15 protein-coding genes are annotated in these 16,547 nt (G+C 68.7%); 11 read left to right on the top strand and 4 right to left on the bottom strand.

Annotation, left to right across the window (positions count from 1 at the left end; genetic code table 11):
- Nucleotide 1 precedes the first annotated feature (1 nt).
- Both H4Q84_RS12280 and H4Q84_RS12275 read right to left on the bottom strand, forming a co-directional pair.
- Nucleotides 2-1,288, bottom strand: a complete 1,287-nt coding sequence (locus H4Q84_RS12280; protein WP_248579385.1) for an extracellular solute-binding protein — start codon at nt 1,286-1,288, stop codon at nt 2-4.
- A gap of 59 nt (nt 1,289-1,347) precedes the next feature.
- On the bottom strand, nt 1,348-2,364 hold the full coding sequence (locus H4Q84_RS12275) for a LacI family DNA-binding transcriptional regulator (protein WP_248579384.1): 1,017 nt from the start codon (nt 2,362-2,364) through the stop codon (nt 1,348-1,350).
- Nucleotides 2,365-2,602: 238 nt separating this feature from the next.
- On the opposite strand from H4Q84_RS12275, the gene H4Q84_RS12270 reads away from it, so the two are divergent.
- Together H4Q84_RS12270 and H4Q84_RS12265 are read left to right on the top strand one after the other, a co-directional pair.
- The gene (locus H4Q84_RS12270; protein ID WP_248579383.1) at nt 2,603-4,087 is read left to right on the top strand and encodes a DEAD/DEAH box helicase; all 1,485 of its coding nucleotides are present in this window, start codon (nt 2,603-2,605) and stop codon (nt 4,085-4,087) included.
- Nucleotides 4,088-4,165: 78 nt separating this feature from the next.
- Nucleotides 4,166-4,360, top strand: coding sequence for a CsbD family protein (locus H4Q84_RS12265; protein ID WP_248579382.1), 195 nt, complete (start codon nt 4,166-4,168; stop codon nt 4,358-4,360).
- 54 nt (nt 4,361-4,414) lie between these two features.
- Here the strand turns inward: H4Q84_RS12265 and H4Q84_RS12260 are convergent, their stop codons facing one another.
- Nucleotides 4,415-5,167, bottom strand: a complete 753-nt coding sequence (locus H4Q84_RS12260) for a MerR family transcriptional regulator (RefSeq protein ID WP_248579381.1) — start codon at nt 5,165-5,167, stop codon at nt 4,415-4,417.
- A gap of 116 nt (nt 5,168-5,283) precedes the next feature.
- Between H4Q84_RS12260 and H4Q84_RS12255 the strand changes: the two genes are divergently transcribed.
- Both H4Q84_RS12255 and H4Q84_RS12250 read left to right on the top strand, forming a co-directional pair.
- Nucleotides 5,284-6,495 (top strand): acetyl-CoA C-acetyltransferase, encoded by a 1,212-nt coding sequence (locus tag H4Q84_RS12255; protein ID WP_248579380.1) that lies wholly within the window; start codon nt 5,284-5,286, stop codon nt 6,493-6,495.
- 150 nt (nt 6,496-6,645) lie between these two features.
- Nucleotides 6,646-8,844, top strand: coding sequence for a 3-hydroxyacyl-CoA dehydrogenase NAD-binding domain-containing protein (locus H4Q84_RS12250; protein WP_248579379.1), 2,199 nt, complete (start codon nt 6,646-6,648; stop codon nt 8,842-8,844).
- Nucleotides 8,845-8,899: 55 nt separating this feature from the next.
- On the opposite strand, the gene H4Q84_RS12245 is transcribed toward H4Q84_RS12250, so the two are convergent.
- A complete protein-coding gene (locus H4Q84_RS12245; RefSeq protein WP_248579378.1) occupies nt 8,900-9,886 on the bottom strand; it encodes a LacI family DNA-binding transcriptional regulator in 987 nt (328 codons plus the stop codon).
- 11 nt (nt 9,887-9,897) lie between these two features.
- Between H4Q84_RS12245 and H4Q84_RS12240 the strand changes: the two genes are divergently transcribed.
- From H4Q84_RS12240 to H4Q84_RS12210, 7 genes are all read left to right on the top strand, one after another.
- Nucleotides 9,898-11,040 (top strand): substrate-binding domain-containing protein, encoded by a 1,143-nt coding sequence (locus H4Q84_RS12240; RefSeq protein WP_248579377.1) that lies wholly within the window; start codon nt 9,898-9,900, stop codon nt 11,038-11,040.
- Nucleotides 11,041-11,105: 65 nt separating this feature from the next.
- Nucleotides 11,106-11,837, top strand: a complete 732-nt coding sequence (locus tag H4Q84_RS12235) for an ATP-binding cassette domain-containing protein (protein ID WP_248579376.1) — start codon at nt 11,106-11,108, stop codon at nt 11,835-11,837.
- A 4-nt stretch (nt 11,838-11,841) separates the two neighbouring features.
- On the top strand, nt 11,842-12,861 hold the full coding sequence (locus tag H4Q84_RS12230; protein ID WP_248579375.1) for an ABC transporter permease: 1,020 nt from the start codon (nt 11,842-11,844) through the stop codon (nt 12,859-12,861).
- Nucleotides 12,858-13,913, top strand: coding sequence for a hypothetical protein (locus H4Q84_RS12225; RefSeq protein WP_248579374.1), 1,056 nt, complete (start codon nt 12,858-12,860; stop codon nt 13,911-13,913). Before H4Q84_RS12230 ends, H4Q84_RS12225 begins: the two co-directional genes overlap by 4 nt.
- A gap of 13 nt (nt 13,914-13,926) precedes the next feature.
- Complete coding sequence (locus tag H4Q84_RS12220; RefSeq protein WP_248579373.1) at nt 13,927-14,682, top strand: glutamine amidotransferase; 756 nt, start codon at nt 13,927-13,929, stop codon at nt 14,680-14,682.
- Complete coding sequence (locus tag H4Q84_RS12215; RefSeq protein WP_248579372.1) at nt 14,682-15,632, top strand: nucleoside hydrolase; 951 nt, start codon at nt 14,682-14,684, stop codon at nt 15,630-15,632. The genes H4Q84_RS12220 and H4Q84_RS12215 overlap by 1 nt, the downstream gene beginning before the upstream one ends.
- A complete protein-coding gene (locus tag H4Q84_RS12210) occupies nt 15,629-16,537 on the top strand; it encodes a PfkB family carbohydrate kinase (RefSeq protein ID WP_248579371.1) in 909 nt (302 codons plus the stop codon). The genes H4Q84_RS12215 and H4Q84_RS12210 overlap by 4 nt, the downstream gene beginning before the upstream one ends.
- Nucleotides 16,538-16,547: the final 10 nt, after the last annotated feature.

Below are 16,547 nucleotides of genomic sequence, written 5' to 3'. Positions count from 1 at the left end.
CTCAGGACTCGCCGGCGAGCTTCGTGGCCTCGTCGGAGGCGCCGGTCAGCGCCTCGTCCACAGTGCCCTCGCCGAAGATGACCGACTTGGAATACTGGTCACGGAAGGCCTGCCAGATCGCGATCGAGTTCGGCACGTTGGGCACCTCGACGGTGCGCGATGCCTGGTCGGCGAAGGTCTCGTACTCGGGCTTCTCCGCGAAGTAGTCCGGGTAGGTGGCCTGCAGGTCGGTGCGCAGCGGCATCTGGCCGGTCAGCTCCAGGAGCTGGCCGTCCTGCTCCTCGCTGGTGGCGAACTTGAGCACCTCGAAGGCGGTCTTCTGGTTCTTGCAGGCCGAGTAGAGCCCGATGTTCTTCGCGTCGGAGAAGGTGTAGGTCTCCTCCGGGCTGGTGCCGGCCGAGGTGGGCACCGGAGCGACACCCCAGTTGATCTTGTCGCCGTAGACCGCGACGGCCCACGGGCCGACGATCGCCATCCCTGCCTTCTGGTCGGCGAAGGAGTCGGCGTTGTACTTCTCCTGCTGCGACAACCCTTCGGAGTACATCGTGGCCCAGAAGTCCGCGACGGCCTTGCCCTGCTCGGAGTCGAAGGTGGCGTTGCCGTCCTCGACCAGCTGCGTGCCACCGGTCTCGGCGGCGTACAGCGGGTAGAAGTCGAACCAGGACTGGAAGAACTCGCTGCTGGGGGCCGGCCAGATGGCTGCGTCGGCGGCGCCACTGTCGACGATCTTGCGCGAGGTGGCGAGGAACTCGTCGTACGTCGCGAGCGGCGGGTTCTCGGGGTCGACACCGGCCTTCTTCATGATGTCCTTGTTGTAGAAGATCATCACGGGGTTCGACTTCCAGGGGATCTGGAAGTACTGGCCGTCCGGCGACTGGTACTGCTCGGCGACGTCGCCGCTGCGGGACTCGACGTACTCGGTGCCGCCCTCGAAGCTGTCGAGGGCGACGAGGCCGCCCTGCTTCTCGAACTGGGGTACGGCGGCCGGCGAGGTGTTGAACACCAGACAGGGTGCGTTGCCGGCCGTGATGGCCGCGCCGATGACCTCCTCGGAGGTCTTGCCGGCCGGGATCTCCTGAGCGGTGACCTTCTCGTCCGGGTTCTCGGAGTTCCAGGCGTCCACCATCTGCTTGCCCCAGGCGATCTCCTCCGGGTTGTTGGAGAGCCAGACCTTGATCGGGCCGACGGAGGAGGCGGCGTCGGAGTCTCCCGAGCCACCCCCGCACGACACGGCGGTGATGCTGAGCGCCAGCATCGTGAGTGTGGCGGTGGCAACCTTCGATCTCATGTGCGTCTCCATTCGTGTGCTGCCGGGAAGGTGCGGTGCTCGTGCTGCTCGCCGGACGGTCAGGTGGGCGCGGGTCCGGTTGACCCACGCACCACCAGTTGGGGTGGTTGGAGCGGGAAATCAGTGGGGTCCCTGCGTTCGACCAGCTCGAGGAGGCGACGCGCGGCGGCTCGGCCCCACCCGATGACGTCGGTGCTGACCGTGGTCAGAGGAGGCTGGACGTGGGCCGCGAGCTCGGTGTCCTCGTAGCCGGTGATCGACAGGTCGCGCGGCACGTGCAGACCGCGGGCCAGGGCGACGGACAGCCCGGCGATGGCCATCAGGTCGTTGGCGTAGACCACCGCGGTCGGCGGGTCGACCAGATCGAGCAGGTGACGGGTTGCGGAAGCGCCTGCCTCGGCGGAGAAGTCGGCGTCGACCGATGGGGCCTCGGGCAGGCCGGCGCGGATCAGGGCGTTGGCCCAGGCCTCGCGGCGCGACTTGCCGTGCACCATCTCGGGCGGTCCGGCGACGTGGGCGATCCGGGTGTGCCCCAGAGCGACGAGGTGCTCGACCGCGGCTGTGATGCCGGGCTGGTCGTCGACGCCGACTGAGGCCCAGTGGGTCTCGAACAGACCTGGCCCGACGATGACCGCCGGCAACCCGAGCTCAGCCAGCAGGGCCGGGCGCTCGTCGTCGACGTACAGGTCGGTGACGAAGACGCCGTCGACGCGCCCCTCGTCGCTGAGCCGGCGGTAGGTGTGGTGCTCGGCCTCGTGCTCCGGCACCACCTGGAGGAGCAGCGCGTAGCCGTGTTGGGAGAGCTCACTCTCGATGCCGGCGATGAACGAGGGGAAGAACGGGTCGGCCCGCAGGGTCTCCGGGGGCCGGGCCATCACCAGTCCGACGGCGAGAGCCCGGGAGACGGACAGGGCGCGAGCGCGGGCGCTGGGCCGCCAGCCGAGCTGCTCGGCGGTCTCGAGGATGCGCGCCCGGGTGTCGTCGGCGAGGCCGGGACGGTTGTTGAACGCCAGCGACACGGCGCCCTTCGACACCCCCGCCAGGCGGGCGACATCGTTGATGGTGGTGGGCGTCACACTTTGACTAAACCGGTTTAGTCGACTGGTGTCAATGGTTAGGTGTCGGCCGGTCTTTCCGCGATGCAACGCTTCGCGGGCCAAGCCACTACAGTTGTAGACAGCAGCCCGTGAAGTCTTGCCTCGGGCCGCAGCGCAGCTCTCGACACGCTCGAGACGGCGCCCTCCGCTCTTGGAGGCACACGTTTCCGCCTGATGGCGTGATGTGTTGGCGAGACGCCAACCGAAAGCTACTTCCTTGTCTGCCCAGACCTTCGCCGATCTCGGCGTGCCCACTGTCCTGTCCGCGCTCCTCGCCGAGCAGGGCATCACGATCCCCACTCCCATCCAGACCGCGACGCTGCCCGACTCGCTGGCCGGCCGCGACGTCCTCGGCCGCGGCCGCACCGGCTCCGGCAAGACCTACGCGTTCCTGCTCCCGCTGGTCGCCCGGCTCGACGCCGCGAAGCTGCCGGCGATGCCGCGCAAGCCGCGCGCCCTGATCCTGGCGCCGACCCGTGAGCTCGTCGGCCAGATCGCCCAGGCCCTCCAGCCGCTGGCCAAGGCCGCCGGCCTCAGCACCCAGACCGTCTTCGGCGGTGTCGGCCAGAACCCGCAGGTGACCGGCCTCAAGAAGGGCGCCGACATCGTCATCGCCTGTCCCGGCCGCCTCGAAGACCTCATCGGCCAGGGTCACTGCGACCTGTCGGCCATCGAGATCACCATCCTCGACGAGGCCGACCACATGGCCGACCTCGGCTTCCTGCCGTCCGTACGCCGCCTGCTTGACCGCACCCCGCAGTCGGGCCAGCGCATGCTCTTCTCCGCCACGCTCGACAACGCGATCGACAGCCTGGTCAAGCGCTTCCTGACCAACGCGGTCACCCACCAGGCCGACTCGGCCCAGTCGCCGATCTCGACGATGGCCCACCATGTGCTGCACCTCGGTGGCCGCGAGCAGAAGCTGCCCGTGCTGGTCGACCTCACCAGTGGCCCCGGCCGCACGGTGATCTTCACCCGCACCAAGCACGGGGCCAAGGCGCTCGCCCGCCAGCTCAACAAGCTCGGCGTGCCGTCGGTCGAGCTGCACGGCAACCTGTCGCAGAACGCCCGCACCCGCAACATGGACGCGTTCCACGCCGGCCTGGCGAGCACGCTCGTCGCGACCGACGTCGCGGCCCGCGGCATCCACGTCGACGACGTGTCGCTCGTCGTCCACGCCGACCCGCCGTCGGAGCACAAGGCCTACCTGCACCGCTCCGGTCGTACGGCGCGTGCCGGCGCCGAGGGCACCGTGGTCACGATGATGACCAACGAGCAGGTGCGCGAGGTCCGCGACCTCACCCGCGCGGCCGGCATCAAGCCGACCATCACCAAGGTCAACGGTGTCGGTCACCCGATCCTCGTCGAGCTGGTGCCGGGCGACCGCACCCTGGTGCCCGGCGGCTACATCGTCGAGGTGCCGGCCGGTTCCGGTGGCGGCTCGTCGCCGACCGGCCAGGGCCGTGCCCGTCGCTCCGGCGGCGGTCGCAACCGGGCCCGTGGCGGTGGTGCCGGTGCCGGTGCTGGCGCCGGCGGCCGGGGCCGTGGCGCGCAGGGTGGTTCGAAGTCGTCGGGTCAGAAGCAGGGTGCTCCCAAGGCCCAGGGCCAGGGTGGCCAGCGCTCGCGTCGGGGTGGCAGCCCTGCCGCCGCCGCAAGTGGCGGCTCGCACAGCGCCGCGTCGTTCAGCTCGCGCAACCGCTGACCTCACCCCTTCGGACGGTTGCCCGCAGCCGGTTCCGTGCTTGGCTGGAGAGATCCAGCCCCGATGAAAGGACTCCTCATGGGTCTCGCGGACAAGGCACAGAACAAGGCCGAAGACGTCAAGGGCCACGCCAAGGAAGGCGCAGGCAAGGCCACCGACAACGAACGACTCGAAGCCGAGGGCCGGGCCGACCAGACCAAGGCGCACGCCAAGGACGCCGGCGAGAAGGTCAAGGACGCCGGCAAGGACGTCAAGGACGCTTTCAAGTCCTGATCGAGCAGCGCAGCAAACCCCGTCACACGTCTCGTGTGGCGGGGTTCGTGCGTTTCAGCGGGTGCGACGGGCGATGCTCTCGCGCTTGGTCTCGTCCATCGCGGACTCGTAGGCCGAGACGAGCGACGCGATCGACAGCGGCTTGAGCTTCTCGACGACCTCGCGGAGCCGCTCGGGGCTGGTGCCCGACTCCTTGTACGCCGGCCAGACGGTCGTCAGGAACAGCTCCTGGAGCTCGTTGGCCAGTGAGCGGCCGTGCGCGGCGTAGATGTCGGCGGCGGCCACGGCCGCCTCCGTCGGGAAGCCGAGGTCGAGCAGCCCGACGCCGACCGAGAGCTGGGAGACCGCCACCTCGTAGCGGCCGCGCTTGACCGGGAAGATGATCCCGAGCGCGTTGAGGGTGGTCAGCTCCTCGTCGCTGAGCCCTCTGCCCGCACGGGCGGTGACCTCCTTGCGGCTCATCTCGACGGCCCGCTCGGCCTCCCACGGCGCCAGCATCGCCCGGTGGAGGGCGATGTCCTCGGGGGTGGCGGAGACGGGGATGTTGGCGACGTACTTCTCGATCGCCGACAGCGTGAACCCGTGACCCTGGAGCTCCCGCACCAGCTCGAGCCGGGCGACGTGGTCGGGGGAGTAGTAGCCCGAGCGGCCGCGCCGGATGGGCGGCGGCACCAGGCCTCGGGTCGTGTAGAACCGCACGTTGCGCACGCTCATGCTGACCCGCTTGGTCAGCTCGTCGAGGGTCAGCAGACCGCGTAGCGCTTCGACACCGTCGACGACACTCTCGGACTCCGATGCCTCGGACACGGCGTACTCCTCGATCGTTCGGGTAGGTCGGGTGACAGGCAACACACAGCTGCTCTTGACCACAGTGACAGTGATGATGTCACAATCGAGTCACGCATCTCTCCCTTAGGACGGTCATGGCAGAAGCATTCGTGTACGACCACATCCGTACGCCGCGTGGCAAGGGCAAGGCGGTCGGCTCCCTCCACGAGGTGAAGCCCGTCGACCTGATGGTCGGCCTGCTCGACGAGGTCCAGCGTCGCAACCCCACGCTCGACACCAACCGCGTCGACGACATCGTGCTCGGCGTCGTGACCCCGATCGGTGAGCAGGGCGGCGACATCGCCAAGACGGCTGCACTGGCCGCGGGCTACCCCGAGACCGTGGCTGGCGTGCAGCTCAACCGCTTCTGCGCCTCTGGCCTCGAGGCCGTCAACCAGGCCGCGCAGCGCGTGCGCAGCGGCTTCGAGGACCTCATCCTCGCGGGTGGCGTCGAGTCGATGAGCCGCGTGCCGATGGGCTCCGACGGTGGCGCCTGGGCGATGGACCCGGCGACCGCGCTCACCACCGGCTTCGTGCCGCAGGGCATCGGCGCCGACCTGATCGCCACCATCGGTGGCTGGGACCGGGGCGCCGTCGACGCGTTCGCTGCCGAGTCGCACCACCGGGCGGCCAAGGCGTGGGCCAACGGCTACTTCGCGGGCTCCGTCGTACCCGTCAAGGACTTCAACGGCCTGACCGTGCTAGACCACGACGAGACGATCCGCCCCGACACCTCGCCCGAGGGCCTGGCCGGCCTCAAGCCGAGCTTCGCGCAGATGGGTGCCGACGCCGGCTTCGACGACGTGGCGTTGGAGAAGTACCACTGGGTCGAGAAGATCGACCACGTCCACCACGCCGGCAACAGCTCCGGCATCGTCGACGGTGCGGCCATCATGGCCATCGGCAGCGAGCAGGTGGGCGCCGACCTCGGCCTCACCCCGCGGGCCCGCATCATCGCCACCGCGGTGTCCGGCGCGGACCCGACGATCATGCTCACCGGTCCTGCGCCGGCGGCCCGCAAGGCGCTGGCCAAGGCCGGTCTCGAGGTCGACGACATCGACCTGTTCGAGATCAACGAGGCGTTCGCGGCCGTGGCCATGCGCTTCATGCAGGACCTCGACATCAGCCACGAGATCACCAACGTCAACGGTGGCGCGATCGCGATGGGTCACCCCCTCGGCGCGACCGGCGCGATGATCCTCGGCACCCTCATCGACGAGCTCGCGCGCCGCGACCTGAAGCGCGGCCTCGCCACGCTCTGTGTCGGTGGCGGAATGGGGATCGCGACGGTGGTGGAACTGGTCTGAGCGCGTAGCGCTCCACCAGTCTCCACCACCGGGCGATCGATGCTGGTCGAGCGAGCGGCACGGCTGAGGAACGAAGCCGTGACCCGCGTGTCGAGACCCAGTGAGTCGACAAGCAGCCGCAACCGAATCCCACGGATGAACAGGACTTCCATGACCACCACCACCACCGAGACCCAGACCGCGGTCCGCTACGACCGCGACGCCGACGGCATCGTCACCCTGACCCTCGACGACCCGACCGCCAGCGCCAACACCATGAACGAGCTCTACCAGCGCTCGATGCAGGACGCCGTCGAGCGCCTGTACGACGAGCAGGACGACGTCACCGGCGTCGTCGTCACCAGCGCGAAGAAGACCTTCTTCGCCGGCGGCAACCTCACCCTGCTCTCGTCGGCGAGCAAGGACGACGCGGCCGACGTGTTCGCCTCCGCCGAGCTGATCAAGTCGGCACTGCGCCAGCTCGAGAAGTTCCCGCGCCCGGTCGTGGCCGCCATCAACGGCGCCGCCCTCGGCGGTGGCCTCGAGATCGCGCTGGCCTGCAACCACCGGATCGCCGTCGACGACAACCGCACCGAGATCGGCCTGCCCGAGGCCAGCCTCGGCCTGCTGCCCGGCGGCGGCGGGGTCACCCGCGTCGTACGCATGCTCGGCATCCAGTCGGCGCTGATGGACGTGCTGCTCCAGGGCACCCGCTTCAAGCCCGCGCAGGCGAAGGAGAAGGGCTTGGTCGACGAGCTCGTCGGCAGCCAGGAGGAGCTGGTCCCGGCGGCGAAGGCGTGGCTGAAGGCGAATGCCGAGTCGGCTGCGAACCCGTGGGACGTGCCGGGCTACAAGATGCCCGGTGGCGCCCCGACCAACCCCAAGCTCGCGGCGTTCCTGCCGGCGTTCCCGGCGCTGCTGCGCAAGCAGACGAAGGGCGCGGTCTACCCGGCCCAGCGCGCGATCCTGTCGGCCGCGATCGAGGGTGCGTCGACCGACTTCGACACCGCGTCGCGCATCGAGAGCCGCTACCTCACCAAGCTGATCGTCAACCAGAACGCCAAGAACATGATCCAGGCGTTCTTCTTCGACCTCCAGGCCATCAACTCCGGATCGTTGCGGCCTGACGGCATCCCGCCGTACCAGGCCGTCAAGGTCGGCGTGCTCGGCGCCGGCATGATGGGCGCCGGCATCGCGTACTCGTGCGCGCGTGCGGGCATGCTGGTGGTGCTCAAGGACGTCGCGCAGGAGAGCGCCGACAAGGGCAAGGCCTACTCCGAGGCGCTGCTCGACAAGGCGATCTCCCGCGGCCGCTCCACCGAGGACAAGAAGGCCGAGCTGCTGGCGCGCATCACCGCGACCGCCGACCCGGCCGACCTGGCCGGCTGCGACCTGGTGATCGAGGCGGTGTTCGAGGACCCGTCGCTGAAACGACGCGTCTTCGCCGAGATCGCGCCGTACGTCAATGCCGACTCGCTGCTGTGCTCCAACACCTCGACGCTGCCGATCACGGAGCTGTCGGGCGGCGTGGACCGGCCGGCCGACTTCATCGGGCTGCACTTCTTCTCGCCCGTCGACAAGATGCCGCTGGTCGAGATCATCCGCGGCAAGGAGACCTCCGACGTCGCGCTGGCCAAGGCCTACGACGTGGTGCGCCAGATCAGGAAGACGCCGATCGTCGTCAGCGACAGCCGCGGATTCTACACCTCGCGTGTCATCGGCACCCAGATCAACGAGGGCCTGCGGATGCTCGGCGAGGGCGTGCACCCGGTCTCGCTGGAGCGGGCGGCCACCCAGGCGGGCTACCCGGTCGGTCCGCTGCAGATCAGCGACGAGCTCAACATGGAGCTGATGAAGAAGATCCGCCTCGCCAACGAGGAGGCCCTGCGCGTCGCGGGCCGCGAGATCGCGCCCGATCCCGCCACCGCCGTCATCGAGAAGATGATCGGGCTCGGCCGCCCGTCGCGTCTCAAGGGCGCCGGCTTCTACGAGTACGACGCCGGCAAGCGCGCCTCGCTGTGGTCCGGCCTGGCCGCGGAGTTCCCGGTCGCTGCCGACCAGATCCCGCTCCAGGACATGAAGGACCGGATGCTCTTCATCGAGGCGCTCGAGACGGCCAAGTGCTTCGAGGAGAACGTCCTCACGTCCGCCGCTGCCGCCAACATCGGCTCGATCATGGGCATCGGCTTCCCGCCCAACACCGGCGGCGCCGCCCAGTTCATGACCGGCTACGAGAGCGCCACCGGCGAGCTGGGCCTCGCGGCCTTCGTGGCCCGTGCCGACGAGCTGGCCGAGAAGTACGGCGAGCGGTTCCGGCCGACGGCGTACCTCGCCGACATGGTGGCGAAGGGGGCGGGCTTCCCGGCCTGACATTCTGCTGGTTGAGGCTGCGGCAAGCTCAGAACTCGATGGTGGCGGGCGGGCCTCAACCGGCGGCGGGACTCGAGGCGCCGAGGACGAGCTGGGGCTTGATCCGCTTCGAGACGGGTTCGCCGTTCGCGGTCTGTCCGCCACTCTCCACGAGCTCGCGGATGGCCTGCGACATGGACTCAACCGGTTGCCGGACGGTGGTCAGGGTCGGGCTGGCGAGGCGGACCATGCCGATCCCGTCGAACCCGATCACCCGGAAGTCGCCGGGAACGCTGAAGCCGGCGGCCTGCAGCCGACTCATCAGTCCGATCGCGATCACGTCGGCAGCGGTCACGATCGTGCCGCTCGTCCAGCCGTCAGCGATCAGCCTCGTCGCAGCCTCTTGGCCCCACGCTGCGTCGAAGGAGCCCAGCAGGCTCGGCTCGTCGGCCCCGAACCACCTGCGGAAACCGTCGAGACGCTCGTGCCCTGACGACGAGGTCGGCATGGCGCCGACGAACGCGACCGGCTGACGAGCCAGGTCGACCGCCGAGTGCACGTGCTCGTGCACGAGCCGCATCCCGCGCCGGTTGCTCACGCCGACGGAATGAGCCCCGGTGCCGGGTACGCGACGGTCGAGCTGGATCGTCGCGACCGAGGACGCGGCGAGGGAGATGCTCGCGGCACTCTCGACCTCGTCGACGGGAATGATCACCAGCGCGTCGACCTGACGTCCGATGAACGAGTGCACGCCGCGCAGCTCGCGGTCGATTGAGCTGTCAGCGCTGAAGACCAGCAGGTCGATGCCGGGTGCGGCGAACGCCTTCGTGAGGTGCTGGGCGAGTGAGGAGAAGAACGGGTTCTCGAAGTCCGGAACGATCAACCCGACGGTCGAGCTGCGGCGCTGGCGCAGGGCCCGCCCCACCAGGTTGACCCGGTAGCCCAGCGCGTCCGCAGCGGACAGCACCCGGCTCTGAAGATCCGGATCGACCGCTCGAATACCGCTGAGCGTGCGGGAAACCGTGGCTGTGGAGACCCCGGCCCGGCGAGCGACGTCAGCCATGGTCACGGCGTGTGGTCCCGCAGCAGCCACGCTTCTGCTCCTTCTCTGGACTCCAGAACTGCCCCGTCACGCCTGATCGAGCCGATCGGGAAATTGTGGCGGAACCCTTTACGACGCCGACCGGGAACGCTAACATCAGATTACTCGGCAATCGATTACCCACACTCTCGCTGGAGGCAATGATGAAGACCTCTACCCGCTCCCGGGTCCGTCTCGGGTCTGCAGTCGCCGCATCGGCCGTACTCGTCCTGGCCGGGTGCAGCACGGGCAATGAAGAGCCGTCGAGCACGGCGAACGATGCCGACTCGAGCGGCGACTGCGTGATCGGCATGACGCAGATCAACCAGACTGCCGCGTTCTTCACTCAGATGAACGAGGGCGCTCAGGAGGCGGCCGACGCTGCTGGCTGCGACCTCACGATCGCCAACGCGAACAACGACTCAGCCAAGCAGAACAGCGACATCGAGAACTTCGTCTCCCAGGGAGTCACCGCTCTGATCGTGGTCGCCATCGACGTGAACGGCGTCGTGCCCGCGGTCAACGCCGCGAAGGATGCCGGCATCAGGGTGGCGGCCATCGATGCCGAACTGGAGGAGGGCCTGGCAGACACGTTCGTCGGTGTCGACAACGACAAGGCGGGCGCCGAGGCCGGTCAATGGGTCGTCGACCAGGGCCTGGCCGACGGCAAGAGCTACGGCGTCGTGGACGCACGCAACTCGTTCATCCAGAACCAACGCGAGGACAGCTTCCGCAAGATCGTGGACGCGGCCGGTGCGACGTACACCCAGAGCGTGAACGGGGACAACGTGCAGGAGAAGGCCGCGACGGCGGCCCAGAACCTGGTCACGGCCCAGGAGAACCTCGACTTCGTCTACACGACCGGCGAGCCGGCCACGGTGGGCGCGGTCGCGGCTCTGGACCCCAGTGGCGCCACCAAGGTGATCGGCTGGGACCTCACCGCCGAGGTAATCGCCGGCATCGACGGCGGCCTCGTGACCGCCGTCATCCAGCAGAACCCGAAGCAGGAGGGCGTCGAGGCGGTCAACGAGCTCAAGGCGATCCTTGGCGGCGCCGAGGCGAAGGGCTTCGTCGATGTCCCGATCGCGATCGTGACCACCGACAACGTCGACGACTACCGCTCGATCTTCGAGTGAGCAGCGGTGCGCGGCCCGGGAACTAGGCCCCTCAGGAGACGACGGACGACGGAAGGGGGTCGGCGATGACGGTCGAACGGGTCGAAATGCTCGAAATCCGCAAGAGCTACGGTGCGCTCGACGTACTCAAGGGAGTCAACCTCCAGGTCGCGCCCGGTGAGGTGATCGGGCTGATCGGCGACAACGGCGCCGGGAAGTCCACCTTGATGAAGATGCTGGCCGGAGCCGTCATCCCGGACTCCGGCCGCATCCTCATCGACGGTGTCGAGCTGACCGGGACAGGTCCCCGAGCGGCCCGAGCGCACGGGATCGAGATGGTCTACCAGGACCTGGCGCTGTGCAACGACCTCGATGTGGCCAGCAACCTATTCCTGGGCCGGGAGAAGTACCACCCCCTCACCCGCCGCCTCGACCACAACCGCATGCACGCCGAGGCCGCCGACGACCTGGCCCGTCTGCATATCCGGATCACCAACACGCGCCAGACCGTTGGCAACATGTCCGGGGGGCAACGCCAGGCGATAGCGATCGCGCGGGCGGTGACCTTCGAGCCAAAGGTTCTCGTGCTCGACGAGCCGACCGCCGCACTTGCCGCTCGCGAGGTCGAGATGACTCTGCAGCTGATCCGCGACGTGTCCTCTCGCGGTGTCAGCGTCGTCCTCATCACGCACCGGTTGCAGGATCTCTTCGAGGTCGCCGACAGGTTCGTCGTGCTCTACGAAGGCGTCAACCACACGGAGATGGCGCCCTCCGAAACCGACCTCACCGGTCTCGTCCACGCGATGATGGGGAAGTGACGCCGTGAACGCGAATGCCACCGACAGCACTGCCGATCAGTCTGCCGACCGTAGCCGGATCAGGCGGGGGGCACGCCACGAGTTCATCGGCAAGCACTTCGGGGTGCTGTCGATCGGCGTCGTGTTCCTCGTCCTCTTCTCCTTCTTCAGCATCCAGGCCGATGCGTTCCTGACGACGAACAACCTGGTCAATGTGCTGCGTCAGATCGCGCCGACGGTCATCGTCGCGGTCGCGATGACCTTCGTGATCACGACCGGTGCCATCGATCTGTCCGTCGGCTCGATCGTCGGGCTCACGGCGGCGGCGCTGGCCATCTTCGCCGAGACCGGGAATGCGGTGCTCGCCCTCGTGATGACGATCGGCATCGGCCTCGGGATCGGCCTGATCAACGGCGCGCTCACCGCCTTCGGTCGGTTGCAGTCCTTCATCGTCACGCTGGCGGCGCTGACCGCGGTGCGCGGGATCGCGCTGCTGATCACCGACGGCTACAGCACTCCCATCACCTCGACATTCCTCCTGCCGTTGGGCCAGGGCAAGTTCCTCGGCCTCTACACGCCGACCTGGATCGCGGTCCTGACGGTCGTCGGCGGGTGGTACGTCTTCAGCCAGACCCGGTTCGGCCGCTACATCGTGGCGGTGGGCTCCAACGCCGAGTCGTTGCGTCGTTCCGGCGTCGACATCCGCAAGATCCAGCTCGCCGCCCTGGCCCTGACCGGGCTGTTCGCCGGACTCGCTGGCGTCATCACCGCCGCGCGCCTTGCGAGCGGCTCGTCGAACTCGGGTACGGCGTTCGAGCTCGAGGTCATCACGGCTGTCGTCCTCGGCGGCACCAGCCTGATGGGCGGTCGCGGCTCGATCCTCGGCTCGGCCATCGGCGCTCTCACCCTCGGCATCATCAGCAACGGCCTCGTGCTGCTGCGCGTCGACGTCTACTGGGTGCCGATCGTCCAGGGCACGATCCTGATCGTGGCGATCTTCCTCAACAGCAAGCTCTTCGGTCGCATCGTGAGCGGACACTCGTGACCGAGCCGAGTGCCTCCGGTCCCGAGGTCATCACCGTCCGTGGGCCGATGCCCGTCTCGGACATGGGGATCACGCTCACCCACGAGCACATCTTCAACGACGTGTCCTCGTGGTCGCACCGGACCGAGTCGCGCGGCTGGGACCCCGAAGAGCTCTCGGCGGTCCCGGTCACCGAGGAAATCCTGTGGGACCTGCGCCACGACCCGTTCGCGAACCTCGACAACTGCCGGCTCGACGACTTCGAGATGGCCCAGGCCGAGATCGGACGTTACGCCGCACTCGGAGGCCGGACGATCATGGACGCGACCGGGCTCGGGGTCGGTCGGGACCTGGCTCAGCTGGCCGCCGTCAGCGCGAGCACCGGTGTCGCCATCATCGCGGGAACGGGCTACTACCTCGACGCCGCCCAACCCGACGACGTGAAGTCCCTCTCCGCCGAACAGATCGCAGAGCGGATCCTGACCGACCTGACCGAGGGGGAAGACGGGGTCAGGCCCGGTTTCATCGGGGAGATCGGGGTCGGCTCCGCGTTCACGGCTGCCGAGCGGAACAGCCTCCGGGGCGCGTTGCTCGCTCAGCGGGAGACCGGTCTGCCCGTTCAGGTGCACCTCCCGGCGTGGTTCAGGCTCGGCGGTGCGGTGCTCGATGTCGCCGAGGGTCTCGGCGTCGATCCAGCGAAGGTGGTGCTCTGCCACCTGGGCCCGTCCGGTGAGGACCTGGCCTATCAGGAAATGCTGCTACGCCGAGGCGCCTGGGTTCAGTACGACATGATCGGCATGGAGGTCTTCTACGCCGACCAGGGCGTGCAGTGTCCCTCCGACGAGCAGAACGCGGCCTGGCTGGCCCGGCTCCACGAACGCGGCTTCGGCGACCAGCTGCTGCTGAGTCAGGACGTCTTCTTGAAGTCGCTCCTGCGCAGCCACGGCGGCCCGGGCTACGCCCACCTGCTGCAGTACTTCGTCCCCCGGCTGACCCGGCACGGCTTCGGGTCCGACGACATCGACCGACTTCTGATCGACAACCCACGACGCCTTTTCGTAGGCGACCAGTAGAAGGAGATAGACCATGGTCCGCGTCCTGCTCACAGGAGAGAGCTGGATCTCTCAAGCCACCCACTACAAGGGTTTCGACGAGTTCTCCAGCACCACGTTCCACACCGGGGCCGACGCCTTCATCGCCGCGGCTGCGTTGCAGGGGATCGAGATCGAGCAGTTGTACGCCCACGACGTTCCCCAGCGGTTCCCACGCACGGTCGAGGCGTTGTCGGCGTACGACGTGGTGATCCTCTCCGACATCGGGGCCAACAGCTTCGTACTCCCGCCCGAGGTCTGGCTGAGCGGCCAGCGGACGGACAATCCACTGGTGGCACTGGCCGAGTGGACCCGGGCGGGTGGCGGACTGATGATGGCGGGGGGCTACCTGAGCTTCCAGGGCTTCCAGGCCCGCGCCAACTTCGCGCGCTCGCCGATCGCCGACGTCCTGCCCGTCACGATGCACGACTTCGACGACCGGGCCGAAGTTCCGCAGGGCGCGCGACCTGCCGTGGTCGACGCCGACCACCCGGTGGGACAAGCCTGGCCCGGCGGCGCTCCGGAGCTGCTCGGCTACAACATCGTCGAGGCAAAGGAAGGCGCCGACGTCGTTGCCACGGTCGAGGACGACGTCCTGATTGCCACCATGAAGGTCGGCAGCGGCCGCTCCCTGGTGTGGACGTCGGACATCGGGCCGCACTGGTGCCCCGAGCCGTTCCTGGCGTGGGAAGGCTTCCCCGCTGTTGTCGGAGCCATGCTCCGCTGGCTGGGAACGGGCGGGGACGCCTGATGCCCAACCCCACCAGGATCGTGTTGGACTGTGATCCCGGCCATGACGACGCCGTGGCGATCCTGCTCGCACTCGGGTCGCCCAAGATCGAGCTGCTCGCCGTGACGACGACCTTCGGCAACTGTGCTGTGGAGGACGCCACCCGCAACGCCCAGCAGGTGCTGGCGCTGGCGCGCCGGGCCGACGTGCCCGTGGCCGTCGGTGCGGCCGGGCCGCTCCTGGGCGCGGCCCATCTCGGCAACTACGTGCATGGCGCCAGCGGCCTGGACGGACCCGAGCTGCCCGAGGTGGTGAGGCCGCCGGTCGAGGAGTCGGCCGTCGAGCTCCTGGCTCGCACGATCCGCGAGTCGGACGCTCCCGTCACGATCGTCGCGATCGGACCGATCACCAACGTCGCCCGGTTGTTGCAGGAGCACGGCGAGGTCGCCGACAACATCGGCGAGGTCATCTTCATGGGCGGCTCGTCCGAACGTGGCAACCACACGCCCACGGCCGAGTTCAACACCCACGCCGACCCGGAGGCCCTGGACGTCGTCCTGCGATCGGGGCTGCAGGTCCGGATGGTCGGCCTCAACCTCACCCATCAGGCGCTGGCCACGCGGGAGGTCGTGGCCCGGATGTCGGCGATGGACCACGAGGTGGGTCGCACCTGCGCCGCGTGGATGGGGTTCTTCGGGGGCTCCTACGAGCGGATCTGGGAGTTCGACGCGCCGCCGGTCCACGATCCGTGCACGATCGCCGCGCTCATCGACCCCGACGTCATCGAGTGGCGCGACGCGTTCGTCGCCGTGGAGCTCGATGGCACCTGGACCCGTGGCACGACGGTGGTCGACCTGTTCGACCGCTACCCCGACCGGGCGCCCAACGTCTCGGTGGCCATGCGGCTGGACGCGCCCAGGTACTGGGATCTGGTGCTGGCGAGCCTGGATGAGCTGGCGGAGGCTCGATGACGCCGCTGATCTGCATAGTCGGCTCGATCAACGAGGACACCACCTTGCGGGTCCCGGCCCTGCCCGTGGGTGGGGAGACCGTGATGGCGACCGGTCGGACCCGCTCGCCGGGCGGCAAGGGTGCAAACCAGGCGGCTGCGGCGGCCGCGCTGGGCGCCCGCGTGGCCTTCGTCGGGGCGGTCGGGGGCGACGACGCCGGCAGGGCGGCGTTGAAGTCCCTGGACTCACGAGGAATCGACGTGTCTCGTGTCGCGGTTGCCGACGAGTCGGCGACGGGTGCAGCGATCCTGCTCATCGGTGATGACGGGGAGAACCTCATCGTGGTCGACGCCGGTGCCAATGCCGGCCTGCGAGATGCCGACGTCGAGGCTGCGTTCGTCGGCCTCGCGCCCGCGGTCACTCTCGGACAGCTGGAGGTCCCCGTGTCCTGCCTGGTGGCCGCATCGCGCGCGTCGGGTTCGGCGCGGGGCGGGTTGTTTCTCCTCAACCCCGCACCCATGCCGGACGACCCGGAGGGCCTGGCCAGGCTTGCCGGCCTGCTGCCGATGGTCGACATCCTCGTTCCCAACCGCGGCGAGCTGGGCCGGCTCGCGGGGCGCCCGACGCCTTCCACGCCGGCCGAGGTCCAGGACTGCGTGGAGGCACTGGACTTCGCCGGTGCGTTGGTGGTGACACTCGGGTCGGAAGGCGTGCTGATCCGCGATCAGGGCGAGTACAGCTCGGTTCCCGCCGTACCCGTCGACGCCATCGACACCAGTGGTGCCGGGGATGTCTTCTGCGGCGTCCTGGCCTACCGGCTCGCCGAGGGCGACTCCCTGGCAGCTGGCGTACGCCGGGCGAACGAGGCTGCCGCGGTCAGCACCACGATGCCAGGCGCACAGGTGCCTCCAGCCTTCCGCGGCTGAACTTCCAGGA

This window comes from Nocardioides sp. InS609-2, assembly GCF_023208195.1.
GTDB lineage: Bacteria > Actinomycetota > Actinomycetes > Propionibacteriales > Nocardioidaceae > Nocardioides.
Note: the sequence above shows the minus strand (reverse complement) of the source record. Positions and strands in the feature narration are given on the sequence as shown.

Bases quoted from the DNA above. Each gene is read 5' to 3' on its own strand.
- H4Q84_RS12245 (WP_248579378.1), bottom strand. From the start codon at position 9,886: ATGGCTGACGTCGCTCGCCGGGCCGGGGTCTCCACAGCCACGGTTTCC.
- H4Q84_RS12265 (WP_248579382.1), top strand. From the start codon at position 4,166: ATGGGTCTCGCGGACAAGGCACAGAACAAGGCCGAAGACGTCAAGGGC.
- H4Q84_RS12215 (WP_248579372.1), top strand. From the start codon at position 14,682: ATGCCCAACCCCACCAGGATCGTGTTGGACTGTGATCCCGGCCATGAC.
- H4Q84_RS12255 (WP_248579380.1), top strand. From the start codon at position 5,284: ATGGCAGAAGCATTCGTGTACGACCACATCCGTACGCCGCGTGGCAAG.
- H4Q84_RS12280 (WP_248579385.1), bottom strand. From the start codon at position 1,288: ATGAGATCGAAGGTTGCCACCGCCACACTCACGATGCTGGCGCTCAGC.
- H4Q84_RS12210 (WP_248579371.1), top strand. From the start codon at position 15,629: ATGACGCCGCTGATCTGCATAGTCGGCTCGATCAACGAGGACACCACC.
- H4Q84_RS12235 (WP_248579376.1), top strand. From the start codon at position 11,106: ATGACGGTCGAACGGGTCGAAATGCTCGAAATCCGCAAGAGCTACGGT.
- H4Q84_RS12220 (WP_248579373.1), top strand. From the start codon at position 13,927: ATGGTCCGCGTCCTGCTCACAGGAGAGAGCTGGATCTCTCAAGCCACC.
- H4Q84_RS12250 (WP_248579379.1), top strand. From the start codon at position 6,646: ATGACCACCACCACCACCGAGACCCAGACCGCGGTCCGCTACGACCGC.